Source organism: Stenotrophomonas sp. PE591 (genome assembly GCF_018320795.1).
Taxonomy (GTDB): domain Bacteria; phylum Pseudomonadota; class Gammaproteobacteria; order Xanthomonadales; family Xanthomonadaceae; genus Stenotrophomonas; species Stenotrophomonas maltophilia.
Genome location: NZ_JAAOKO010000001.1, coordinates 624119 through 647372 on the forward strand (window position 1 = coordinate 624119; position 23254 = coordinate 647372).

Genomic DNA, 23254 nt, shown 5'->3' on the forward strand with positions numbered 1-23254 from the left:
GGTAGTGCCGGCCGCTGGCCGGCAACCAGGGGTATCACGGGATTCCGGGATTGCCGGCCAGCGGCCGGCACTACCCGTTGAACCCAGGGGCAGAGCCCCCTTACGCCTTGGCGTACTTGCCGGTGCGGTAGATCAGCCAGCCGACCAGGAACAGCACGGCCAGGCCGATCCACTGCGCGCCCGGCAGGTGGAACGGCACGGCCAGCACGTCGGCGCGGCTGCTGACCACGATCGGAATCGCGATGGCGATGCCCATCAGCGCTTCGCCGGTGATCAGGCCCGCGGCGAACAGCACGCCCGGCTTGTGCACGCGGTCGCGGCCTTCTTCGTCATCGGCGCGCACCTTGTGGAAGCGCTCGACCAGGTGGGCGATCAGGCCGCCGAGGAAGATCGGCACCATCAGCTCCAGCGGCAGGTAGATGCCGATGGCGGCGGCCAGCACCGGCACGCGGAAGCGGGCGTTGCGCGCCTTCAGCCAGCTGTCGAAGGCGATGATGGCGGCACCGACCACGGCACCGATGCCGATGAAGGTCCACGGCAGTTCACCACCGAACAGGCCCTTGGCCACCGAGGCCATCAGGTTGGCCTGCGGTGCGGCCAGCGCGTTCGGGTGCAGCTCGGACTTCACGCCGATGCCGTAGGCGGTGGCCAGCAGGTTCAGCACCGGCGCCATGATCAGCGCACACGAGAAGGCACCGATGCCCAGCATCAGCTGCTGCTTCCACGGGGTGGCGCCGACGATGTAGCCGGCCTTGAGGTCCTGCAGGTTGTCACCACCAACCGCAGCGGCGCAGCACACCACCGCGCCGATCATGATGGCGGCCACGGCGCCCAGCGGCGCGCCGCCGGCACCGACCGGCTTCAGGCCGTCGGCGCCCAGCAGCACGACCAGCACGGCCGAGGCGAACAGGATGGTGGAGATGGTGATGCCCGAGACCGGGTTGTTGGACGAACCGATCAGGCCGGCCAGGTAGGCCGAGACCGACACGAACAGGAAGCCGGCGACGATCATGATGAGGGTCATCGGGATCGACACGTGCCACTGGCCGACGATGGCCTGGTACAGGGCCAGCAGCGGCAGCACGAAGACCACCAGGGCCACCAGCATCCACTTCATCGGCAGGTCGCGCTCGGTGTGCGCCAGCACCGGGCCACCGCTCTTGCGGGCGGCGGCAAAGCCGCTCTTGACGCCGTTGAGCAGCGACTTGCGCAGCGAGATCAGCGTCCAGATGCCACCGATCAGCATCGCGCCGACACCCAGGTAGCGCATCTTCGCGCCCCAGATGGCGAACGCTGCCTCGGTGGACGAAGCCGCGGCAACCGACGCGGCCAGTGCCGGATCGGTGTTCATGAAGAACGCCTGGTAGATCGGAATGGCGATGTGCCAGGTCAGGATCGAACCGGACACCACCACGATGCCGACGTTGAGGCCGACGATGTAGCCCACGCCCAGCAGTGCCGGCGACAGGTTGGTACCGATGAAGGCGGTGACCTTGGAGCTGCCGACGTAGGCCGAGGTGGCCCAGGCGTCCGGGATCAGGCGCATGCCGCTTTCCGCGGCCAGCTTGACGAAGGCACCGATCACCGCCGACAGGCCGAGGATCTTCAGGCCCGGGCCCGGATTCTCACCGGCCTTGAGCACTTCGGCCGCAGCCTTGCCTTCCGGGAACGGAAGCGGGTCTTCGACGATCATCGAACGACGCAGCGGCACCGAGAACAACACGCCCAGCAGGCCGCCGAGGCCGGCGATGCCCAGCACCCACCAGTACTTGAAGTCCGGCCAGTAGCCCATGATCACCAGCGCCGGGATGGTGAAGATCACACCAGCGGCGATCGACGAACCGGCCGATGCGCCGGTCTGCACGATGTTGTTTTCAAGGATGGAGCCACCGCCCAGCAGGCGCAGCACGCCCATGGAAATCACCGCGGCGGGAATGGCGGTGGCGATGGTCAGGCCTGCGAACAGACCGAGGTAGGCGTTTGCGGCCGACAGCACCACCGCCAGCACGATGGCCAGGGCCACTGCGCGGAAGGTGAGCTGCTTGGGCGCAGCGTCGTGGTTCATGGAAGCCCCTGCTGGCAAAAAATCCCTTGCACGCTAGCGTTCAGGAGGCGGCAAGTCCAGTGCGGTTCGGGAGGGTTGCGGCCAGGTCGGCAGTGAGATAGTCGCTTCCGGCCAAACTCGGCCAACGCATCAAGCGCATGGGGCACATCCCGGACGGCTGCCGGGCCTCGCTGTCTCATGTCCTGCAGGGGCCAGGCCAACCAGTACTGCAGCATTCCAGCCATCATCGTTTGAAGTGCCTCAACGCCCCGTGCATCGTGTTCATGATCTGAACCGATGACGCTGAGCCGCCCGATGAACAACCCACTGCAGATCCGCCCGATCAAATCATCGGTCGTGGCTGTCGTGACCCTGACCTGCCTGATGCCGCTTTGCGATTACGCATCTGCCTGGAGCCGCATTGGCGCAGTCGAGATCACCGACCACGCCGGCAAACCTTGTTTCGGACTACCCAGGAAGGAGCGCAAGCGTATCGGTAAAACTCCGGAGGTGTTTGGTGTGGAGGTGCATGACGCAATTACTCCACCGCTGCGGCGGCAATGGTCGTTCTACTTTGCCCATCCCGCATCAATCCCACTTCCACCCGGAGCCTGCGTGGTCTACGGAGAAGTGCCAGCCAACGCCATTTCAAGGCAGACGGCGATGCCGCTGCAGCCCGGACGCCTGTACGACGTTTCGCTGTCGGCCACCAGGACCGGCGCCACGCAACACCACAGCGCCCGATTCTGCTTGAAGGCCAACCCCGACGGGAGCCTGCGAGCGATCCAGGTCCACTACGACGAGGCGCTGGGCTGGAGCCCCTCGGTTTGCCTGCCCTGAGCCGACGCGCGCGCTCGTCGGAACCGCCCAGCACATGCTGGAAAGACGTAATTGTAATGTTATATCCTGTCACGCCGACCGAACCTCGTACGTGGCCCCTTCCCCCACTACCCGCCTGGCCTCCATCGACCAGCTGCGCGGCACCGTGATGCTGTTGATGTTGCTCGACCACGTGCGCGAGACCTTCTTCCTGCAGCACCAGGTGAGCGACCCGATGGACGCGGCGACGGTCTCCCCCGCGCTGTTCGCCTGCCGTCTGCTGGCCCACCTGTGCGCACCCGTGTTCGTCCTGTTGACCGGCCTGTCGGCCTGGCTGTACGGCCAGCGCCAGGCGGATCCGCGCCGGGCCACGGCCGCGTTCCTGCTCAAGCGCGGGCTGTTCCTGGTCGTGCTGGAACTGACCCTGGTGAATTTCGCCTGGACCTTCCAGCTGCCGCCGGAAACCCTGTACCTGCAGGTGATCTGGGCCATCGGGCTGAGCATGATCGCGCTGGCCGGGCTGCTTTGGCTGCCACGCCCGGCCCTGCTGGTGCTGGCAATCGCGGTGGTGGCCGGGCACAACCTGTTCGACGGCTTACGGGTGCAAGGCAATGGCCTGCTGGCGGTGCTGTGGAAAGTGCTGCACCAGCGCGACTGGATCGAGGCCGGCGCGCTGCGCCTGCGCACCTCCTATCCGGTGCTGCCGTGGATCGGGGTGATCGCCGTGGGTTATCTGATGGGGCCCTGGTTCGCCCGCGAGCGCGCGCCGGCGCAGCGTCATCACTGGCTGCTGTGGGCAGGCGTCGGCGCGCTGGCCCTGTTCGCCTTACTGCGATTCGCCAACGAGTACGGGGATGCCCCTTGGCAGTACCAGACCACAGCACTGCGCACCTGGCTGAGCATCCTCAACATCACCAAGTACCCGCCGTCGCTGCAGTTCCTGCTGTTGACCCTGGGCGTGGGGTTGTTGCTGCTGCGCCTGTACGAATGGCCGCCACTGGCGCGTGCGCTGCGCCCGCTGGCCGATATCGGCGCCGCGCCGATGTTCTTCTACCTGCTGCACCTGTATGTGCTGAAGGCGCTGTACCTGGGCGCGCTGGCGGCCTGGGGGCCTACCCATGGCGAGTTGTATGCCCTGGATTCGGTCAGCGGCCTGCTGCTGGTGGCCTGTGCGCTGGCGGTGGTGCTGTACCCGCCGACCCGGGCATTCGCGCGGTTCAAGGCGCGAAGGCGCGACCTGGCGTGGTTGCGGTACCTGTGATCGCCCAGGCCAGTCCGGCAATCCACGCATGGCGTGGATCTACTGAAAGCGGATCGGGCCACAGGCCTATAATTCCGCGATGAATTCCACCGCTATCGCTTCCGACGACTTCCTGGGTCACCCCAAGGGCGTCTATGTCTGCTTCTTCACCGAAATGTGGGAGCGCTTCTCCTTCTACGGCATGAAGGCGCTGTTGCTGCTGTACCTGACCAAGTACCACCTGTTCGGCGACAAGGCCGGCCTGGACCTGCTCGGCGCCTACGGTGGCCTGGTGTACTGCATCCCTGTATTCGGCGGCATGCTGGCCGACCGCTGGCTGGGCATGCGCCGGGCCGTGCTGTTCGGCGGCATCCTGCTGGTACTCGGCCACCTCGGCATGGCCTTCGAAGGCCACGCTGCGTACCGGGTGAACGGCGAAGTGGTGCGCGACACCTCGGCACTGGCGGTGACCTACCTGTCGCTGGCGCTGATCATCATGGGCGTCGGCTTCCTCAAGCCGAACATCTCCACCATTGTCGGCAAGCTGTACGCCAAGGACGATCCGCGCCGCGATTCGGGTTTCTCGCTGTTCTACGCCGGCATCAACCTCGGCGCGCTGTTCTCATCGCTGGTGTGCGGCTTCCTCGGCGAGGCCTACGGCTGGAAGTACGGTTTCGGTGCGGCCGGCATCGGCATGCTGGCCGGCCTGGCCATGTTCCTGTGGGGCCAGAAGTACCTGCAGGGCCACGCCGAGCCGCCGCAACCGGCGGCGTTGAAGCAGAAGGTGCTGGGCCTGCCGCGCGAATGGCTCATCTATCTGTGCGCGGTGCTCGGTGTGTTGCCGGTGGCGTGGCTGATGTGGGCGGCCGGCAACGGCGCGTTCGCGCTGGGCGGTGAAATCAGCCTGGCACTGATGTTGATGGTGGTGGTGCTGGGCGGCGTGCTGGTCTGGTTCGCCTGGTTCACCGGCAGCAAGTGCACGCCGGTACAGCGCCAGCAGATGATCGCGCTGATGGTGCTGATCTTCATGGCGCTGGTGTTCTTCACCATGTACGAGCAGTCCTACGGCTCGTGGGTGACCTTCACCGACCGGCTGCTGACCAAGGACATCGTGCCCTCGCTGGTGATCACCGGCGGTACGCCGCTGCCGTGGTCGATCCTCTCGCTGCTGCTGGCTCCGCTGGGCTTCGTGGTCAGCGCACGGTTGTCCGAGCGTCGTCCGGGTTCGGCTGCGCCGCGCACGTTCTTCGCCGCCATCGTCGTGCTGATGCTGGTGTTGCTGGTGCGCGACTGCCTGGTGATTCCGCAGACCGCCGGCTCGCTCACCTATCTCGGCGGCCTGTTCCTGGTGCTGCTGGCACCGGCCTTCGCCGCACTGTGGACGTGGATGGACCGCCGCGGCTGGGAACCGGGCAAGCCGGTCAAATCAGCCTGGGGCCTGGTGATCGGCGCACTGTCGTTCGTGCCGCTGGCACTGGCCGCGCAGCAGGTTGGCGCCACCGGCGAGATGGCCAGCGTGTGGTGGCTGGTGCTGGCCTACTTCCTGCTGGCCAGTGGCGAGATGTGCCTGTCGCCGGTCGGCCTGTCGGCGGTGACCCAGTTGGCCGTGCCGCGGGTGATGAGCCTGATGATGGGCACCTGGTTTCTGGCCACCGCCTTCTCGGAGACGCTGGCCGCGCTGTTCGGCAAGCTGGCCGCGATCGAGGTGCCGGAAGGCGAATCGCTGGACATGGTGGCCGCCGCCGGTGCCTATGCGCACCTGTTCTGGCTGCTGATGTGGATCGGCCTGGGCTGTGCGCTGGCCGCTTTCATTGCCGCGCCACTGTTGAAGAAGATGATGCACGGGGTGAAGTAAGCCCACGCACAGGCAGGAACCGGGGCGGCGGTTGGATCATCCGCCGCCCTTGCGTTACGGCGCCCTGCCCTTGCCGTCCGCAGCCGCAGTCGTGGCGGTCTTGCCACCCAGGCTGCGCGACAGGAACGCCAGCAGCTTGCCGTAGTACTCGCTGCGATGGGCCTGGGTATAGAAGCCGTGCCCTTCGGTCTTGTAGTACAGGCTTTCCACCGGCGTACCGGCACGCTTGAGCGCCGCTTCCATGCGCTCGGTGTGCTGGATCGGGGCGCGCTTGTCCTGACCACCGGCCGCCAGGAACACCGGCACCCTGATCCGCTCGGCCAGGTTGACCGGCGAGACCGCGCCCAGCGTGGCCGGATCACCCAGCCACTCGCGCAGGTAGCTCATTCCGGAATCGCGGTCCTGGATATCGCCGCCAGTAAACATCAGCGGCAGGTCGTAGACGCCCACATAGCCGGCCGCGCACTGGTACAGCCCCGGTTCGCGCGCGGCGCCCATCATCGCCGAGTAGGCGCCGTAGCTGGCACCGTAGATGCAGATGCGCCGGGCATCGGCGATGCCTTCGCTGATCGCCCAGCGCGTGGCGTCGGTCACGTCGTCCTGCATCGCGCGCCCCCACTGTTTCAGTGCTGCCCGGCTGTGGGCACGGCCGTAGTTGCCCGAGCCGCGGAAATTGATCTGCAGCACGGCGTAGCCGGCAGCGGCCAGCAACTGGTTCTCGTGATCGAAACTGCCGTTGTCGAATATCCCGATCGGCCCACCATGCGGCACCACCACCATCGGCAGGTCACGGCCAGTGCTGCCATGCGGGACTGTCAGGAATCCATGGAGCTCCAGCCCGTCACGCGCCTTCAGCAGGACCGGCCGCACCGACGCAGTGGTCTCCGGATCAATCCATTCGCTGCGCGCCATCAGGAAGCGCGCCTGGTTGCGGTCGCGGTCGTAGAGGTAGAACTCGCCCGGATTGGAACCGGACCCGGTTTCCACCAGCAGCCGGCGACCGTCGCGGGTACTGGAGGTGATGAATACTGCACGCCCGGGGAAGGCCGCCTCCAGGCTGCGGTACAACCGTGCCTCGTCCGAGCTTTCGTCGAAGAACCGGGTATGCGGCGTGTTTCCCAGGAACAGCGCGCCGACCGGCACGGTGCTGCCCGGGCTGCGGATCAGTCGCGCCGGATCGACAACCTCATCGCGCAGCACGACCTTGCGCTCCTGCGTGGCCGGGTTCCAGCTGACGATGGCATCGGGGCCGCTGGGCTGCTCGCTGAGCAGGTAGGCCAGCTGGCCGTCGGCGGAAAAGCCCAGCGCCGCCTCGCTGCGACCACTCCGTTTCTCATCGTTGACCAGCGCCCAGTCGCCACCGTTGCGGTGGTAGAGCCGATGGACGTTGTCAGTACCGGCGCCCTGTACGAAACGTACGTCGCCGCGGGCATCCACCACATAGGAGGCACCCGGCATCGGCGCGCGGGCCAGCAGCCGCTGCTTGCCGCTTGCCAGTTCCAGCTGGGCCGCATAACCGTTGGCATCCAGCCGCGATCCGCCTACCGCGATGACCACGTGCGCATCGTCGCCAGGCAGGGCGTCACTGAGGAACGCCGCGGCCGACGTCCGGTACTTGGGCCGCACGCGCAGGCCAAGGTCGCGGTAGCCCACCAGTAGTTCCGGTCGTCCGGTGCGTGCATCCAGTGTCAGCAGCTCGCCGGTGGCCCACGGCGCGTCGCGGGTACCGAACTTCTGCGCCAGACCGAACATCACCTGATCGTTGTTGACCCAGTGCAGGCCGAAGACATGCGAATTGAGTGGTGGGCGCAGGTTGCCCACCGGCGTGTTGTCGTCCGTACGAAGGATGATCACAGCGGTGAAGCCGTCCGCAGGCACGGTCGCGGCCAGATAATCGCCCCCGGGAGACAGCATGACATCGCCGAACTTGTCCGCTCGCACATAGGCGCCCAGATCGATCGCAGCAGCGGTTCCACACCACAATCCCGCCACGATGATGGCGGCCAGCCAGCGCTTGTGCATCCTTCTCTCCCCCTGCCTGGACCCCTTGTCCCGGCTGGCCGATTCTAGGCAGGCCAGTGTCCGGCCCGCCAGTGGCGCACAAAAAACGACGGCACCGTTGCCGGTGCCGTCGTTACCACTACCTTGGAGAGAGAGTCAGGACGTGGGTTCGGGGGGCGTGCGCCGGGTCAGTGGACCCCGCGCACCGCCAACGTGAGGGCCAGGATGCTGAGGATCACCGCGATGGTGCCGTCGAGCACGCGCCAGGTGCTGGGCTTGGTGAACAGCGGCGCCAGCAGGCGCGCGCCCAGGCCCTGCGCGGTCAGCCACAGGCAACTGGCGGTGACCACACCGGCAGCGAAGGCCATGCGGGCGTTGCCGAAGTTCTCGGCGATCGAACCGATCACCATCATGTCCAGCCAGAAGTGCGGGTTGATCAGCGAGAAACCGACTGCGGCCATCAGCACCGCGCGGCGGCTGCCGTCGTCGCTGTCAGCCTCGCCCATGCCGCCGCCACCGGCGATCGCGCGGCGCGCCGACTTCATCGCGTACCAGGCCAGGAACGCCACGCCGGTCCACAGCACGGCGGTGGTCAGCCACGGCAGCGCCGAAGTGAGCGTGCGCAGGCCGGCCACGCTGGCAAAGATGAAGATCGCATCGATGGCCGCACAGGTGGCGACCACCGGCACGATGTGCTTGCGCAGGATGCCCTGGCGCAGGATGAAGGCGCTCTGGGCGCCGACCACGGCGAACAGGCCGATGCCGGTAGCTGCACCAGAGAACCAGGCACCGAGGCCGGTGCTGGCGGAGATGACCGAGAACATGGGATTCACTGCCTTTACTTGCTTGGGGGGACGGTGCCTCGCGAAGGCGGACAGCACCGGAACGGGCGCCATTGTCGCGCCGCAACATGAAAAAGACGAGCTAAACTTCCTAAACCAACATTAGCGGAACTTAATTCGATGCGTATCGACCATGCCCAGCTGCGTGCCCTGGCCGCAGTGATCCGCGAAGGCAGCTTCGACCGCGCCGCGCAGTCGCTGAATGTCACCCCGTCCGCCATCTCGCAGCGGGTCAAGGCGCTGGAGGACCGGATCGGCCGGCTGCTGGTCAAGCGCGGCACCCCGGCCACCGCCACCGCCGAGGGGCAGTTGCTGGTGCAGCTGGCCGAGCAGACCGCCCTGCTCGAGCACGATGCGCTGCACCGGATGGGCCTGGCCGATGAGGACCTGCCGCAAGCCAGTATTCCGGTGGCGGTGAACCACGACAGCCTGGAAACCTGGTTCCCGCAGGCGGCCTACCAGTTCGCGCAGACCACCGGCACTACGCTGGACCTGCGCGTGGAGGACCAGGACCACACCGTGGAGCTGCTGCGCCAGGGCACGGTGCTGGGCGCGGTGACCACCCTGGACGAGCCGGTGCAGGGCTGCCAGATCCATGCGCTGGGCAGCATCCGCTACGCCGCCACCTGTACCCCCGAGTTCCGCGAGCGTCATTTCGCCAAGGGCGTGACCGCGCAGGCGCTGGCGCAGGCCCCGGTGCTGGTGTTCAACCGCAAGGACGACATGCAGTCGCGCTTCGCCCGGCGCATGGCCGGCGACGACCTGCCCAGCACCGCGCCGACCTGGTGGATTCCGTCCACGCGCGCCTTCGTGCAGGCCAACCTTGGCGGCATGGGCTGGACGATGAATCCGTTGCCGCTGGTCAAGCGGCACCTGGACGCGGGCCGCCTGGTCTACGTGCGCCAGCGCGCGTGGGAAGACGTGCCGCTGTACTGGCAGCATTGGAAGGGCGACGTGCAGACCATGGCCTTGCTGACCCGCGCGGTGCTGGATGCCTCCTCGTCACTGATCCGGCGCAAGCGCTGAGCTGGCCTCCCAGGGGATGTAGATCTTGGTCGGCACCCGCTTTCGGCTCACGCGGCCAAAATTCGAGGCAATTGCGACACCGAATAGCTCAATTGCCAGCCGACAGATGTACTTGTTTTACGTAGGCTGGAAAGCTTGCCAATTGTGAGTCAAACCGAATGGAACTTCCTGACGAAATCTATGAGCGGGTCACTGACCTCTCAGAGCAGGGAAACGTCCTCATGGATGCCGATGACCATGCTGGCGCGACTCGGTGTTGGCTGCAGGCTTTAGAAGCGTTGCCAGCTCCTGCCAAGGATTGGGAGGCCTACACGTGGCTCTGTGCTTCACTTGGAGACGCGAGCTTTCTTTCTGGTGACGTAGTGACCGCCCTGAAGTACTTCATGGATGCATTGAATGGTCCGGACGGGCATACCAATCCCTTCATCCTGTATCGCGTTGGCCAATGCAACGAACTTCTGGGGCAGCGGGATCGGGCCCTTGAGTACCTGCTCAGGGCGTATGCATTGGATGGCGAGGACATATTCGACGCTGACGATGAAGGTGGAAGGTACCTTGCCTTGCTGCGACAGGAGGGCCTCACTGCGACCTGATACCACCAGGGCAGCCAAGCGTTCGGAATGCATCGCTTGGTAGTCAGGAGTTGTCGAGCCCGGGCCATGGAGAAGTCGGGTCGAAAGCGACTTAATCCCCTCCGTCCCCTTTTTGCTCCATCCAATCTCCATCAACCCTCCACACCGGGTCCATGCGTGATGCGGATACTGGCGGGCCAATCACTACAAGGGTGTCCGGTATGCCGATAGCCGTGCGCGATGCGCGCCCCGAAGATGCCGCCGCCTGCATCGACCTGCGCGGGCGCACCCGCGAAAACGCCTTCAGCGCCGCGCAGTTGGCAGAGCTGGGCATCACCGAGGACAGCTGGGCGGCCGGCATCGCCCAGGGCGATTCGATCGGCCGCGTCGCCTGGGAGGGCGAGCGCATGGCCGGCTACTGCTTCGCCGACCGCGACAGCGGCGAAGTGCTGGTGCTGGCCCTGCTGCCCGAGTATGAAGGCCGCGGCATCGGTCGCCAGCTGCTACAGGACGTGGTCAGCCTGACCCGCGATGCCGGCCACCAACGCCTGTTCCTGGCCTGTTCGGCCGACCCACGCTCGCGCTCGCATGGCTTCTACCGGCGCCTGGGCTGGCGCCCGACCGGGCAGGTCGACGAGGCCGGTGACGAGATTCTTGAGCTGGTCTGAGTGAAGCTGTCGCCAGGGATGGCCTGACGCTGGCAAGGCTTCGTTCGCCGGGTATCACCCGGCGCTAGCGGGTGAGGATGGCGCGAAACGCCGGATGCTGCGTTGCATCAAAAACAGACCGGATCCGGTTAGAATCGCATACGGATGCTGCAAGGCGTTGTTTCTTCACGCCCTTTCCCTGTCCCACGCGCATCCTGACCCCTTCCCCTCCGCCAACGATCCCGCCCCCATGAAGAAATTTGGCAAGGCTCTTCTCGCCCTGCTCGTGCTGCTGTTGCTGGCCGCCGCGCTGTTCCTGTACTGGCCGCTGACCCAGCGCTCGGTGCCCGCCGCCAGCAACGACAAGCCCGTCGACGTTGTGCTGGTCGGCGCCGGCATCATGAGCATCACCCTGGCCACCTACCTGCAGGAACTGCAGCCGGACTGGAACATCCAGGTCTACGAACGCCTCGACGGCGTCGCCGGTGAAAGCTCCGACGGCTGGAACAACGCCGGCACCGGCCACTCGGCCTTCGCCGAACTGAACTACACCCCGGAACTGCCCGACGGCAGCATCGAGACCAAGCGCGCGGTCGGCATCGCCGAATCGTTCGAGGTCTCGCGCCAGTTCTGGTCGCACCAGGTGAAGGAAGGCCGGCTGAGCCAGCCCAGCGACTTCATCAACCCGACCCCGCACATGAGCTTCGTCTGGGGCGATGACAACATTGCCTACCTGCACAAGCGCCAGCAGGCCCTGGTGAAGAATCCGCTGTTCTATGGCATGCAGTACTCCGAGGATCCGGCTCAGATCAAGCAGTGGGCCCCGCTGCTGATGGAAGGCCGTGACCCGAAGCAGAAGGTTGCCGCGACCTGGATGCCGCTGGGCACCGACGTCAATTTCGGCGTGATCACCCGCCAGCTGACCGCCGGCCTGCAGCGCAGCCCGAACTTCAGCCTGCACCTCAACCACGAAGTGAGCGCGCTGCGGCAGAACGCCGACAAGAGCTGGAACGTGACGGTGAAGGACCTCAAGGCCGGCACCGAGTCCACCACCCACGCCCGCTTCGTGTTCATCGGTGCCGGTGGCGCTGCACTGAAGCTGCTGCAGATGTCCGGCATTCCGGAATCGAAGGACTACGCCGGCTTCCCGGTCGGTGGCCAGTTCCTCGCCTTCCAGGGCCAGGACGTGACCTCGCGCCACGGCGTGAAGGCCTACGGCATGGCCGAGACCGGCTCGCCGCCGATGTCGGTGCCGCACCTGGATGCGCGCAAGCTGGACGGCAAGCCGGTGGTCCTGTTCGGGCCGTTCGCGCTGTACAGCACCAAGTTCCTCAAGCACGGCTCGTGGTGGGACCTGTACTCGTCGGTGAACCACAACAACGTCGGCCCGATGCTGGAAGTGGGCAAGGACAACCTGGACCTGGTGCAGTACCTGATGGGCCAGGCGCGCCTGAACGATGCCGACCGCCAGGCCGAGCTGGTCAAGTACTTCCCCACTGCCAAGCCCGGTGACTGGAAGCTGGTGACCGCCGGCCAGCGCGTGCAGATCATCAAGCGTGATCCGCTGAAGGGCCCGGTGCTGCAGTTCGGTACCGAGATCGTGACCGACAAGGACCACACCCTCGCCGCCCTGCTCGGCGCTTCGCCGGGTGCGTCGACCTCGCCGCCGATCATGCTGGACCTGATGGCCAAGGCCTTCCCGGACCAGATGAAGGCCGGCTGGGAAGCCCGCCTGCGCGAGATCGTGCCGTCGTACGGGCGCAAGCTCAACGACAGCGCCGCGCTGGTCAACGAGATCCGTACGCTGACCAGCCAGACCCTGCATCTGCCGTATCTGGAGGTGCCGGTGGATGCGAACGCGGCATCGCCCGCTGCGGCTGCAGTGCCGGCAGCGGCCAAGGAAAAGCGCAACGCCAACGAGGAACTGCAGGCGCTGTAAGCCCGCAGTTTGCTTTCGATGCAGACGGACGGCCACCTTCGGGTGGCCGTTTGTTTTTGTGCGAGGTGGGTCGGATCCCTCCCGCACGGGAGGGCTCTGACCTGCACCTGGGCGCCGATGATGGGGTCAGAGCCCATTGCCTGCGGCAACAGGATCCGACCCCGGCCCGCCACTGCTCTGCGCCGGAAAGCCCCTGCGAATGACGCGAATTGTAATGTTGTTAAGAATTATTTACATTTGCGTCCTGTGCAGTGATCGCACCTCCCCAGATGGACCTGACCGCGCCCGAAGCCGCCGCCCCGGGTGCTGGACGACTGTTGCCGCCCTTCCCCGCTTCCGAGCCTCGAGCCCACCATGTCCCTGATCCTCCGTAACCGCCTGCCCCGCCGCGCGTTGCTGCCGGCTGCCCTGCTTTCGTCGCTGACCCTGCTGGCCGCGCCCAGCGCGTTCGCCGCCGCCGATGGCACTGCCGATGCCAAGACCCTGGACCGGGTCAGCGTCCGCGCCGAACAGTCCGCACCACCGTCGAGCACCACGCGCCTGCCGATCACCCTGCAGGAGACCCCGCAGTCCGCCACCGCCATCAGCCTGCAGCGCCTGCAGGACGAATCACTGTTCAGCATCAACGATGTGATGCGCAATGTAACCGGCGTGAGCGTGTCCTTCTATGACACGCAGCGCCCGCTGTACTACGCGCGCGGCTTCGCCATCACCGACTTCCAGGTCGATGGCATTCCCACCTACAGCGGCTCCACCAACCAGGAGTACGACACCGCCTTCTACGACCGTATCGAAGTGATCCGCGGCGCCAACGGCCTGCTCAGCGGCGCCGGCGTGCCGTCGGCCACGGTCAACCTGCTGCGCAAGCGCCCGGGCAAGGAATTCGATGCGTCGTTCGCGGTCAGCGCCGGCAGCTGGGACTACCGTCGCATGGAAGCCGACGTGACCGCGCCGCTGACCGCCGACGGCCGCTTCCGCAGCCGCGTGGTCGCCGCCTACACCGATCGTGGCCTGTATTACGACCGCTACGACGAGAACAAGATGGCCGGCATGGCGGTGCTGGAAGGCGACGTCACCGACAGCACCACGATCACCCTCGGTTACCAGAGCCAGGACAACAACCCCACCGGCTCGACCTGGGGCACCGTGCCGTTCTTCGACAACCAGGGCCATTTCGCGCACTTGCCGCGCTCGACCAACCTGTCGCCGAAATGGAGCTACTGGAAGCGCGAGAGCAACACCGCCTTCGCCAACCTGGAACAGCGTTTCGGCGACAACTGGCTGCTGAAGATCAATACCGCCTACACCCGCGGCAACGTGCAGAACGTGCGCCTGTACGGCACCGGCAACCCGGACCCGGTGACCGGCGCGGGCATCTACCTGCGCGCGGCCGCCGGTGATTCGAAGGACACCCGGCGCAACGTCGATGCCTACCTGACCGGCAGTTTCGATCTGTTCGGCCGCGACCACGACGTGACCCTCGGCGCACAGTGGTCGGACCTGGAAGGCACGACGAATACCCTGGCACTGAACTTCCCGAGCGACTGGGCAACGTGTGTCAGCGCCACGGGTGCACGCGAGCGCTGCTACTACATTCCCAACGTGTACAACTGGAACGGCGACATCTCCGAGGTGACCTACCGCCGCACCGGCGCGCGCCGCGTGGCCAAGACCACGCAGAGTGGCGTCTACCTGGCCACCCGCCTGCGCCTGGCCGATCCGCTGTCGCTGATTGCCGGCGCACGCCTGAGCCGCTGGGAAACCCTCACCCGCTCCTACAACGCCGCTGGCGCCTACACCGGCACCAGCGGCGCATACAAGGTGAGCGATGAAGTCACTCCCTACGTGGGCCTGGTCTACGACATCACCCCGAACGTGTCGGCCTATGCCAGCTACACCGAGATCTTCAACCCGCAGAACTTCAAGGACCGCAACGAGAACCTGCTGGCACCGGTGCAGGGTTCGAACCTGGAAGCGGGCATCAAGACCCAGTGGCTGGACGGCCGCCTGACCGCCAACGCCGCCGTGTTCGAGGCCAAGCAGGACAACTACGCCGTGCGCGACATGGGCGTGCCGGAAGGTTCGCTGAGCGATGGCACCTCCGCCTACATCGGCGTCAACGGCACCAAGGCACGCGGCTGGGAAGTGGACGTCAACGGCGAGATCCTGCCGGGCTGGACGGTCAATGCCGGCTACACCCACGTCAAGGTCACCCGCGCGGCTACCGACCTGCTGTACGCCAACCCGCCGAAGGACCTGTTGCAGCTCAACACCCAGCTGCAGCTGCGCGGCGCGCTGGAACGCCTGAGCGTTGGCGGTGGCGTGCAGTGGCAGAGCAAGGTGCAGGGCTACAACATCGCCTACCCGCTGGGCGGCACGGTGACGGTGAACCAGCCGGCCTACATGCTGGTGCAGTTCAATGCCAACTACCGCATCAGCGACAGCTGGACCGCAACGCTGAGCGTGCGCAACGCACTGGACAAGACCTATTGGGCGAATCTGGACTACAACAACTACGGCGAACCGCGCTTCGTGTCGGCCAGCCTGCGCTGGAAGTTCTGAGCAACCCGCGAACCGGTGGGTGCCTGGTGGGTGCCTGGTGGGTGCCTGGTGGGTGCCGACCGTTGGTCGGCACGTCCTCAGCGACGACCCACCGTCGCGGCCTACCTGAATGGGCCCGCCTCCGCGCGGGCCCTTCCTTTTGCTGCACTGCAGGTTGCGGCGCCCTTCGTAATTATGCCGTAATTACATCGACACCAATCGGAAGCCGGTCGATGAACCCGAGCTGGGATACGTTGGAACGCAGCCGCCAGGCCCGCCTGGAACGTGCCGCGCCGTGGGCCCGGGGACGCGAGGTCGCCGCCGGCGACGTAGGCGAGCTGCTGCATGCACTGCTGGAGCCAGGCGACAAGGTCTGCCTGGAGGGCAACAACCAGAAGCAGGCCGATTTCCTCGCCCAGGCCCTGGCCGATCTTGACCCGGCCCGCGTGCACGACCTGCACATGGTGCAGTCGGTGCTGTCGCTGCCGTCGCACCTGGATGTATTCGAGCGTGGCATCGCGTCGAAGCTGGACTTCTCGTTCTCCGGCCCGCAGTCGGTGCGGTTGGCCAACCTGGTGGCTGAAGGGCGCATCCAGATCGGTGCCATCCACACCTACCTGGAACTGTTCGGCCGCTACTTCATCGACCTGACTCCGCGCGTGGCCCTGGTCGCCGCGCAGGCCGCAGACCGGCACGGCAACCTGTACACCGGGCCGAACACCGAAGACACGCCGGTGATCGTCGAAGCCACCGCCTTCGGTGGCGGCATCGTCATCGCCCAGGTCAACGAGATCGTCGACACCCTCCCCCGCGTCGACATTCCCGCTGACTGGGTCAACTTCGTGGTGCAGGCGCCGAAGCCGAACCATATCGAACCGCTGTTCACCCGTGACCCGGCGCAGATCTCCGAGATCCAGGTGTTGATGGCGATGATGGCGATCAAGGGCATCTACGCCGAGTACGGCGTGAACCGCCTCAACCATGGCATCGGCTTCGACACGGCGGCCATCGAACTGCTGCTCCCCACCTACGCCGAATCGCTCGGCCTGAAGGGAAAGATCTGCCAGCACTGGGCGTTGAACCCCCACCCGGCACTGATTCCGGCAATCGAATCGGGCTTCGTCAGATCGGTGCATTCGTTCGGTTCGGAACTGGGCATGGAGAAGTACATCGCCGCGCGAGGCGATGTGTTCTTCACCGGCGCCGATGGCTCGATGCGTTCCAACCGCGCCTTCTCGCAGACCGCCGGCCTGTATGCCTGCGACATGTTCATCGGTTCCACATTGCAGATCGACCTGCAGGGCAACAGCTCCACCGCCACCCGCGACCGCATTGCCGGCTTCGGTGGCGCACCGAACATGGGCTCGGACGCACGCGGCCGGCGCCATGCCAGCGAGGCCTGGATCAAGGCCGGCCAGCAGGCCGCGCGCCCGGGTGAGATGCCGCGTGGGCGCAAGCTGGTGGTGCAGATGGTGGAAACCTTCCGCGAGCACATGGCGCCGGCCTTCGTCGATCGCCTCGATGCCTGGGACCTGGCCGACCGCGCGAACATGCCGCTGCCGCCGGTGATGATCTACGGCGACGACGTCAGCCATGTGCTGACCGAGGAAGGCATTGCCAACCTGCTGCTGTGCCGAACCCCTGAGGAGCGCGAACAGGCGATCCGTGGCGTGGCCGGCTATACCGCCGTGGGCATGGGGCGCGACCGCGCGATGGTGGAGAACCTGCGCGACCGCGGCGTGATCCGCCGTCCCGATGACCTCGGCATCTCCGTGCGCGATGCCAGCCGCGACCTGCTGGCGGCGCGTTCGGTGAAAGACCTGGTGCGCTGGTCCGGCGGCCTGTACGACCCGCCCAAGCGCTTCCGCAACTGGTAAGGGGCTGAGCATGGAAACCCTCGACTATCGATTCGAAGGACACACTGCGGTGCAGTTTCCGCGCGATGCGGTGCTGGTCGGCGTGCTGGCCTCGGGCAACCTGGAAATCCTGCTGGAGCCGGCCGCACTGGACGGCGCGATGACGGTGCGCATCATCACCGCCGCGAAGGGCTTCGGCAGCGTGTGGCAAGCGGTGATCAGCGACTTCGCACAGCGTCATCCGCTGCGCGATGTACGCATCTCGATCAACGATGCCGGTGCGACCCCGGCGGTAGTCAGCCTGCGCCTGGACCAGGCCGTGGAAACCCTGCGTGCTGGAGAACCACGATGAACCGGACGCAGCGCTACAGCTACTACGAAGCCGATGCGCGCGAGCGTATCGCCAGCTTGGTCGATGCCGGTTCCTTCAGGGAATTCCTCGGCCCGGCGCGGCGGATGATGAGCCCGCACCTGGCACAGCTCGACCAGCCCGCGGCGTTCGACGACGGCATCGTTGTCGGCGAAGCCACGCTGCGTGGCCGACGCGTGCTGCTGGCCGCGCAGCAGGGTGAGTTCATGGGCGGCGGCGTGGGCGAAGTGCACGGTGCCAAACTGACCGGGCTGCTGCGCCGCGCAGCCGAAACACATCCCGAAGGCGTGCTTCTGCTGCTGGACACCGGTGGTGTGCGCCTGCACGAAGCCAATGCAGGGCTCATCGCCATTTCCGAGATCATGCGCGCCACCCTGGACGCGCGTGCAGCGGGTGTGCCGGTGATCGCGCTGATCGGCAGCGGCAACGGCGCCTTCGGCGGCATGGGCATCGTCGCCCGCTGCTGCAGCACGGTCATCATGTCCGAAGAGGGGCGCCTGTCGCTGTCCGGCCCGGAAGTGATCGAGACCGTGCGCGGCGTGGAAGAGTTCGATTCCCGCGATCGCGCGCTGGTCTGGCGCGTAACGGGAGGCAAGCACCGCTACCTGATCGACCAGGCACAGGTGCTGGTGCCCGATGCCATCGAGGCCTTCGCGCAGGCGGCCAGCAACGCGCTGCAGCCCGAGACCAGCAGCACCGATCCGGATACTGCACTGGCTGCACTGCAGGAACGCCATGCGGCATTGAAGGCGCGCGTGCAGGCCTGGGGCGATTGCCGCGATGGCCTGGAGATCTGGGCCCGCCAAGGCATCGCAGCCCCCGAGCGACTACCGCTGCTCGACACCGATGAGTTCCTCATCGCCACCGCCGACCGGAGCCTGCCATGAGCATGCCGCTGCAGACCCTGCTCGATGCGTTGTTCCCGCATGGGCATGCCGTTGCGGTGAACGATTCGGTGCTGACCGGCAGCGCCACCACCGACGACGGCGACGTGACCTTGATCGGCACCGCCGACAGGCTCGAGGTGGGCGTGGACCACGTACTGGTACTGGCCGAAACGGTGCTGGCCAGCACCGCCGCGCATCCGCAGCAACCGATCGTGATGCTGGTGGATACCTCCGGACAGCGCCTGGCGCGGCGCGACGAACTGTTGGGCATCAATGGTTACTTTGCGCATCTCGCGCAGACGCTCGATCTGGCACGCCGCCGTGGTGCGCGCCTGATCACCCTGGTCTACGGCGAATCCGTCAGTGGCGGCTTCCTCTCATTCGGCCTGATGGCCGACCACATCCACGCCCTGCCCGATGCACAGGTGCGGGTGATGGACCTGCGCGCAATGGCGCGGGTGACCAAGCAACCGCTGGAGAAGCTGCAGGCGCTCAGCCAGAGCTCGCCGGTATTCGCGCCGGGCGTCGCCAACTACGTGGCGATGGGTGCGGTGGACTCGTTGTGGGAGGGCGATCTTTCCCAGCACCTGCTGCAGGCCCTGCGCACGCCCGCCAAAGGCGACCTGCGTGCCGCACGCGGCGCACAGCGTGGCGGCCGCGCCCTGGCGGCAGGGGTTTCGACTGCGGTGGCCCACGGCGATGCCTGAGCGGCCTGCCCGCCACACGTTGGCCTGGCTGTCGGCCGATGCCGACTGGCGGGCTGATGTGACTGCACACGAACCGCGCCTGGCAGCATGGTTCGCACAGGGCCTGCCAGCCATGGTGGCACGCAGTGCGGCGGATGATCCCGACCCGCGGCTGCGCCTGGGGGTGCCGCTGCCGCCAGGCGAAGGCAAGCAACGGCTGGCGCTGCGCGTGGCCCTGCAGGACATCCAGCACCTGCAGCCTCCCCCTGCCCTGGATGAGATTCTCGCCGGCGGCGTTCCGGCTGATTGGCAGGCGGCACTGCAGGCAATGCTGCGGCTTGCACCGGCCCGCGTGTTCGGCGCCTTCGCCTGGCAGCACCTCAGCGGCCTGCCCTATGTGCACGCACGCTCGGACATCGACCTGCTGTGGCAGGTGGGTGACGCACGCCAGGCCGACCTGCTGGTCGAGCGCCTGCAGCACTGGGAAAGCGCCTTCGGGCATCGGGTCGATGGCGAACTGTGCCTGGTGGATGGTGGCGCGGTGAACTGGCGCGAATACGCCGGGAGCAGCCGCGAGGTACTGGTCAAGCGCCTCGATGGTGCCGCACTGGAACTACGTGATGCGTTGCTCGCCTCCACCGGGGTGAGCGCATGAACGCCGTCGTGCAACCGGCGGTCAGGCCAGCTGCCGTGGACAGCGCGCGTCTGGGGCGCCTCGCCATCGCCAGCCTGCACGCCGAACTGGCCCTTGCACCCAAGCCAGGGTTGGTCACCCCCTTCGACAGCGGCAGCCACCACGACATGGACGCCGGCACGTTCCTGCGCAGCCTGTTCACGCTGCGCCACTACTTCATCGCCGTGGCCTGCCTCGGTGCAGCCGAGACGGACTTCAATGCCTTGCGCCGGTGTGGCATCTCCGCCGAAATCGCGATGCTGCGCGCGACCGCCGGCATCAACACTCATCGCGGCGCGATCTTCAGCCTTGGCCTGCTGGTGGCGGCTTCCGCTGCCTGTCGGGGCCGCGCGGGCGGTGCCATCGCAGCCGAGCAGGTCTGCCAGGAAGCGCGCCGATGGGCTGCCGAGCTCGCCGGCGCACCGCTGGATGCGAACAGCCCTGGCCAGCGCGCGCGCGCACGGCACGGCGTGCAGGGTGTGCGCGAACAAGCGGCCGCCGGCTACCCGCTGCTGCGCGAGGTGGCACTGCCTACCCTGCGCCACGCGCTGGCCAGCGACCTGCCACGCGAGGCCGCGATGTGCCAGACGCTGATGCAGCTGATCGCGTGCGTGGATGACCTCAACCTGCTGCACCGTGGCGGCGCCAACGGCCTGCGCTGGGCCCAGCAACAGGCGCGAGGCTTCCTCGATGCCGGCGGCGTCTTCGTACCCGGCTGGCAGGCACGCCTGCACAGCATCGGTAATGGATTCGTCGCACGCCGGCTGAGCCCCGGCGGCAGTGCCGACCTGCTGGCCTGTGCCTGGTTCCTGCTGCAGCAGGAGGTCGCATGAGCCTTGCCCTGCTCTGCCCCGGCCAAGGTGCGCAGCATGCGGCGATGTTCGACCGCGTACGCGATCTGCCCGCCGTGCGCGACGTACTGGAGACCGCCAGCGCAGTGCTTGGACGCGACGTGTTCGCGGCAGCTGCTGACGAATCGCGCTTCGACAATGTTGTGGCGCAGCCCTTGCTGTCTGCAGCCAGCCTTGCGCACTGGCAGGGACTTCGCGAAGCGGTGCCTGCACCGGTGCTGGTGGCCGGCTACAGCATCGGCGAGCTCGCCGCGCATGCCATCGCCGGCAGCTTCGATGCCACCACCTGCCTGGCCCTGGCTGCGCAGCGTGCGCAGTTGATGGACAGCGCCAGCCCCGCCGATGCAGGCCTGCAGGCGGTGCTTGGCCTGGAACGCCATGTCCTGCAGCCGCTCTGTGATCTGCACGGTGCGCACGTGGCCATCGCCAACGGGCAGGACCATTTCATCGTGGGCGGCACGCACGCCTCGTTGCAGCGGCTGGCCGATGCAGCGCGGGCGCAGGGCGCGGACATCCGTCTGCTGCCGGTGCGCGTGCCCGCACACACACCATTGCTGGCGGCGGCGGTCGCACCGTTCGCTGCCGCACTCGATGCCTCGCTACTGCAGGCCCCACGCCTGCCGCTGCTGGCCGGCATCGATGCGCGACCGGTGCGGGATCGCGCAACGGCGGTCCACACGCTGTCGGCGCAGCTCGCGCAGACCATCGAATGGGCGCAGGTGATGCGCCAGGCCTTCGAGCGCGGCGCGCGGGTGTTCCTGCAGCTGGGCCCGGGCAACGCGCTGGCGCGCATGGTCGCGCCGGCCTACCCGTGCTGCGAGGTGCGCGCGGTGGAAGAGTTCCAGAGCCTTGAAGGCGCCGCGGCCTGGGTCCGCAGCGCGCTGGAGCGGCTGCAGTAACGGGTTCGAGCAGTACGTATCACGCAACACGCAGTACGTCGCCTTACCCCGGGATGGCGGGTCTCCATCCGCGCTGTACGTGAGTCACGTGTCTGGGAGGGCGCATGAGTCCACAAATCGCAACGATCATCGGTCTGGTGATCATGTTCATTGTTGCCACGGCGATGCCAATCAACATGGGTGCCGTCGCCTTCGCGCTGGCCTTCATCATCGGCGGGCTGTGGGTCGACATGGGCGGCAAGGAGGTCCTGGCCGGCTTTCCCGGCGATCTGTTCCTGACCCTGGTCGGCATCACCTACCTGTTCGCCATCGCGCAGAAGAACGGCACCATCGACCTGCTGGTGCATTGGGCAGTGAAAGCGGTGCGTGGCCATATCGTGGCCATTCCATGGGTAATGTTCGTGATCACCGCGGTCCTCACCGCGTTCGGTGCGCTGGGCCCGGCGGCGGTTGCGATCATCGGTCCGGTCGCGCTGCGCTTTGCCAAGCAGTACAACATCAATCCACTGATGATGGGCCTGCTGGTCATCCATGGCGCCCAGGCGGGCGGCTTTTCGCCTATCAGCGTGTACGGCAGCATCACCAATGGCGTGGTGCAGAAGGCCGGGCTGGAAGTAACCGAAATGGCGGTGTTCCTGACCAGTCTGGGCTTCAACTTCATGATGGCGACGATCTGCTTCTTCGCCTTCGGTGGCATCGCCCTGCTTCGCCGCGGCTCGATCACCGCAACCGGAACGATCGGCAATGCGGAGCTGGCAATGGCCGGTGGCCCGCAGGCGTCGTCGCGCCAGTTCGCGATCGAAGGCCATGGTGCGCTGGTCGCGGCGGGCGGTGGCACGCTCAGCAATGATCCGGCAGCACTGGATGCGGTGAGCCTGACCCGCGAGCGGTTGTTCACCCTGATCGGCCTGCTCGGCCTGGGCGTGGCCGCGCTGATCTACAACCTCAACGTCGGCCTGGTCTCGATCACCGTGGCTGTCGCGCTGGCACTGCTGTCGCCACAAAGCCAGAAGGGCGCGGTGGATGGCATCAGCTGGTCCACCGTGCTGCTGATCTGCGGTGTGGTGACCTACATCGGCGTGCTGGAACATGCCGGCGCGGTGGACTTCATCGGCAATGGCGTGTCCGACATCGGCATTCCGCTGCTCGGCGCGCTGCTGGTCTGCTACGTCGGCGGCATTGTCTCCGCATTCGCCTCGTCGGCTGCGGTGCTGGGCGCCACGATTCCGCTGGCGGTGCCGTTCCTGATGCAGGGTCACCTCAGCGCGGCCGGCGTGATCTGCGCGCTGGCTGTTTCCTCCACCATCGTCGATGTCAGTCCGTTCTCGACCAACGGCGCGCTGGTGGTGGCCTCGGCCGCGAAGGAAGAGCGCGAAACGCTGTTCCGCCGCTTCCTGGTCTACAGCGGCCTGGTGGTGGCATTCGGCCCGCTGTTGGCTTGGCTGGTGTTCGTGGTGCCGGGCTGGATGTAACCGCCGAACGGTCGTGCCGGCCACTGGTCGGCAC

General features: G+C 66.7%; 19 protein-coding genes. 16 read left to right on the forward strand and 3 right to left on the reverse strand.

From position 1 onward, the window contains the following. Positions 1–100 precede the first annotated feature (100 nt). Complete coding sequence (locus JLDANKMP_RS03105) at positions 101–2065, reverse strand: oligopeptide transporter, OPT family (protein WP_005408528.1); 1965 nt, start codon at positions 2063–2065, stop codon at positions 101–103. A 276-nt stretch (positions 2066–2341) separates the two neighbouring features. Here JLDANKMP_RS03105 and JLDANKMP_RS03110 point away from each other — a divergent pair, with 276 nt between their 5' ends. The 3 genes from JLDANKMP_RS03110 (at position 2342) to JLDANKMP_RS03120 (ending at position 5958) form a co-directional block, all read left to right on the forward strand. After that, the gene (locus tag JLDANKMP_RS03110; protein WP_249336779.1) at positions 2342–2884 is read left to right on the forward strand and encodes a hypothetical protein; all 543 of its coding nucleotides are present in this window, start codon (positions 2342–2344) and stop codon (positions 2882–2884) included. A gap of 91 nt (positions 2885–2975) precedes the next feature. Continuing rightward, positions 2976–4124, forward strand: a complete 1149-nt coding sequence (locus JLDANKMP_RS03115; RefSeq protein WP_212560501.1) for a heparan-alpha-glucosaminide N-acetyltransferase domain-containing protein — start codon at positions 2976–2978, stop codon at positions 4122–4124. A 79-nt stretch (positions 4125–4203) separates the two neighbouring features. Continuing rightward, positions 4204–5958 carry an oligopeptide:H+ symporter gene (locus JLDANKMP_RS03120; protein WP_033833344.1) on the forward strand — a complete coding sequence of 585 codons (1755 nt, stop codon included), beginning with the start codon at positions 4204–4206 and terminating at the stop codon, positions 5956–5958. Positions 5959–6012: 54 nt separating this feature from the next. Here JLDANKMP_RS03120 and JLDANKMP_RS03125 read toward each other — a convergent pair whose 3' ends face one another. Further along, positions 6013–7980, reverse strand: a complete 1968-nt coding sequence (locus tag JLDANKMP_RS03125; protein ID WP_212560502.1) for a prolyl oligopeptidase family serine peptidase — start codon at positions 7978–7980, stop codon at positions 6013–6015. Between the two features lie 167 nt (positions 7981–8147). After that, complete coding sequence (locus tag JLDANKMP_RS03130) at positions 8148–8783, reverse strand: LysE family transporter (RefSeq protein ID WP_005408523.1); 636 nt, start codon at positions 8781–8783, stop codon at positions 8148–8150. 138 nt (positions 8784–8921) lie between these two features. Between JLDANKMP_RS03130 and JLDANKMP_RS03135 the strand changes: the two genes are divergently transcribed. The 13 genes from JLDANKMP_RS03135 to JLDANKMP_RS03195 all read left to right on the forward strand — a co-directional run bounded on the left by JLDANKMP_RS03135 (position 8922) and on the right by JLDANKMP_RS03195 (position 23220). After that, positions 8922–9827, forward strand: a complete 906-nt coding sequence (locus JLDANKMP_RS03135; RefSeq protein WP_059033534.1) for a LysR family transcriptional regulator ArgP — start codon at positions 8922–8924, stop codon at positions 9825–9827. 158 nt (positions 9828–9985) lie between these two features. Continuing rightward, entirely contained in the window at positions 9986–10420 is a 435-nt protein-coding gene (locus tag JLDANKMP_RS03140; protein WP_012479434.1) for a hypothetical protein, read from the forward strand. A 200-nt stretch (positions 10421–10620) separates the two neighbouring features. Then, positions 10621–11067: a GNAT family N-acetyltransferase gene (locus JLDANKMP_RS03145; protein ID WP_005408520.1), complete on the forward strand. Its 447-nt coding sequence runs from the start codon at positions 10621–10623 to the stop codon at positions 11065–11067. Positions 11068–11296: 229 nt separating this feature from the next. Further along, the gene (gene mqo / locus JLDANKMP_RS03150) at positions 11297–12985 is read left to right on the forward strand and encodes a malate dehydrogenase (quinone) (RefSeq protein ID WP_012479432.1); all 1689 of its coding nucleotides are present in this window, start codon (positions 11297–11299) and stop codon (positions 12983–12985) included. Between the two features lie 354 nt (positions 12986–13339). Further along, positions 13340–15547: a TonB-dependent siderophore receptor gene (locus JLDANKMP_RS03155; RefSeq protein WP_212560503.1), complete on the forward strand. Its 2208-nt coding sequence runs from the start codon at positions 13340–13342 to the stop codon at positions 15545–15547. A 212-nt stretch (positions 15548–15759) separates the two neighbouring features. Then, entirely contained in the window at positions 15760–17403 is a 1644-nt protein-coding gene (gene mdcA, locus JLDANKMP_RS03160) for a malonate decarboxylase subunit alpha (protein WP_212560504.1), read from the forward strand. Between the two features lie 10 nt (positions 17404–17413). Beyond that, a complete protein-coding gene (mdcC, locus tag JLDANKMP_RS03165; RefSeq protein WP_088431594.1) occupies positions 17414–17734 on the forward strand; it encodes a malonate decarboxylase acyl carrier protein in 321 nt (106 codons plus the stop codon). Then, positions 17731–18639, forward strand: coding sequence for a biotin-independent malonate decarboxylase subunit beta (locus JLDANKMP_RS03170; protein WP_212560505.1), 909 nt, complete (start codon positions 17731–17733; stop codon positions 18637–18639). Before mdcC ends, JLDANKMP_RS03170 begins: the two co-directional genes overlap by 4 nt. Before the next feature lie 2 nt (positions 18640–18641). Further along, on the forward strand, positions 18642–19346 hold the full coding sequence (gene mdcE / locus JLDANKMP_RS03175) for a biotin-independent malonate decarboxylase subunit gamma (protein ID WP_212560657.1): 705 nt from the start codon (positions 18642–18644) through the stop codon (positions 19344–19346). Continuing rightward, the gene (gene mdcG / locus JLDANKMP_RS03180) at positions 19339–19980 is read left to right on the forward strand and encodes a malonate decarboxylase holo-[acyl-carrier-protein] synthase (protein WP_212560506.1); all 642 of its coding nucleotides are present in this window, start codon (positions 19339–19341) and stop codon (positions 19978–19980) included. The genes mdcE and mdcG overlap by 8 nt, the downstream gene beginning before the upstream one ends. After that, a complete protein-coding gene (mdcB, locus tag JLDANKMP_RS03185) occupies positions 19977–20831 on the forward strand; it encodes a triphosphoribosyl-dephospho-CoA synthase MdcB (protein WP_212560507.1) in 855 nt (284 codons plus the stop codon). Before mdcG ends, mdcB begins: the two co-directional genes overlap by 4 nt. Continuing rightward, the gene (gene mdcH, locus JLDANKMP_RS03190; protein ID WP_212560508.1) at positions 20828–21748 is read left to right on the forward strand and encodes a malonate decarboxylase subunit epsilon; all 921 of its coding nucleotides are present in this window, start codon (positions 20828–20830) and stop codon (positions 21746–21748) included. The genes mdcB and mdcH overlap by 4 nt, the downstream gene beginning before the upstream one ends. Before the next feature lie 104 nt (positions 21749–21852). After that, the gene (locus tag JLDANKMP_RS03195; protein ID WP_212560509.1) at positions 21853–23220 is read left to right on the forward strand and encodes an SLC13 family permease; all 1368 of its coding nucleotides are present in this window, start codon (positions 21853–21855) and stop codon (positions 23218–23220) included. Positions 23221–23254 lie beyond the last annotated feature (34 nt).

Excerpts from the sequence above, each read along its gene's own strand:
- JLDANKMP_RS03105 (WP_005408528.1), bottom strand. The coding sequence starts at position 2,065 with ATGAACCACGACGCTGCGCCCAAGCAGCTCACCTTCCGCGCAGTGGCC.
- JLDANKMP_RS03110 (WP_249336779.1), top strand. The coding sequence starts at position 2,342 with ATGACGCTGAGCCGCCCGATGAACAACCCACTGCAGATCCGCCCGATC.
- JLDANKMP_RS03120 (WP_033833344.1), top strand. The coding sequence starts at position 4,204 with ATGAATTCCACCGCTATCGCTTCCGACGACTTCCTGGGTCACCCCAAG.
- JLDANKMP_RS03125 (WP_212560502.1), bottom strand. The coding sequence starts at position 7,980 with ATGCACAAGCGCTGGCTGGCCGCCATCATCGTGGCGGGATTGTGGTGT.
- JLDANKMP_RS03130 (WP_005408523.1), bottom strand. The coding sequence starts at position 8,783 with ATGTTCTCGGTCATCTCCGCCAGCACCGGCCTCGGTGCCTGGTTCTCT.
- JLDANKMP_RS03135 (WP_059033534.1), top strand. The coding sequence starts at position 8,922 with ATGCGTATCGACCATGCCCAGCTGCGTGCCCTGGCCGCAGTGATCCGC.
- JLDANKMP_RS03140 (WP_012479434.1), top strand. The coding sequence starts at position 9,986 with ATGGAACTTCCTGACGAAATCTATGAGCGGGTCACTGACCTCTCAGAG.
- JLDANKMP_RS03145 (WP_005408520.1), top strand. The coding sequence starts at position 10,621 with ATGCCGATAGCCGTGCGCGATGCGCGCCCCGAAGATGCCGCCGCCTGC.
- mqo (WP_012479432.1), top strand. The coding sequence starts at position 11,297 with ATGAAGAAATTTGGCAAGGCTCTTCTCGCCCTGCTCGTGCTGCTGTTG.
- JLDANKMP_RS03155 (WP_212560503.1), top strand. The coding sequence starts at position 13,340 with ATGTCCCTGATCCTCCGTAACCGCCTGCCCCGCCGCGCGTTGCTGCCG.
- mdcA (WP_212560504.1), top strand. The coding sequence starts at position 15,760 with ATGAACCCGAGCTGGGATACGTTGGAACGCAGCCGCCAGGCCCGCCTG.
- mdcC (WP_088431594.1), top strand. The coding sequence starts at position 17,414 with ATGGAAACCCTCGACTATCGATTCGAAGGACACACTGCGGTGCAGTTT.
- JLDANKMP_RS03170 (WP_212560505.1), top strand. The coding sequence starts at position 17,731 with ATGAACCGGACGCAGCGCTACAGCTACTACGAAGCCGATGCGCGCGAG.
- mdcE (WP_212560657.1), top strand. The coding sequence starts at position 18,642 with ATGCCGCTGCAGACCCTGCTCGATGCGTTGTTCCCGCATGGGCATGCC.
- mdcG (WP_212560506.1), top strand. The coding sequence starts at position 19,339 with ATGCCTGAGCGGCCTGCCCGCCACACGTTGGCCTGGCTGTCGGCCGAT.
- mdcB (WP_212560507.1), top strand. The coding sequence starts at position 19,977 with ATGAACGCCGTCGTGCAACCGGCGGTCAGGCCAGCTGCCGTGGACAGC.
- mdcH (WP_212560508.1), top strand. The coding sequence starts at position 20,828 with ATGAGCCTTGCCCTGCTCTGCCCCGGCCAAGGTGCGCAGCATGCGGCG.
- JLDANKMP_RS03195 (WP_212560509.1), top strand. The coding sequence starts at position 21,853 with ATGAGTCCACAAATCGCAACGATCATCGGTCTGGTGATCATGTTCATT.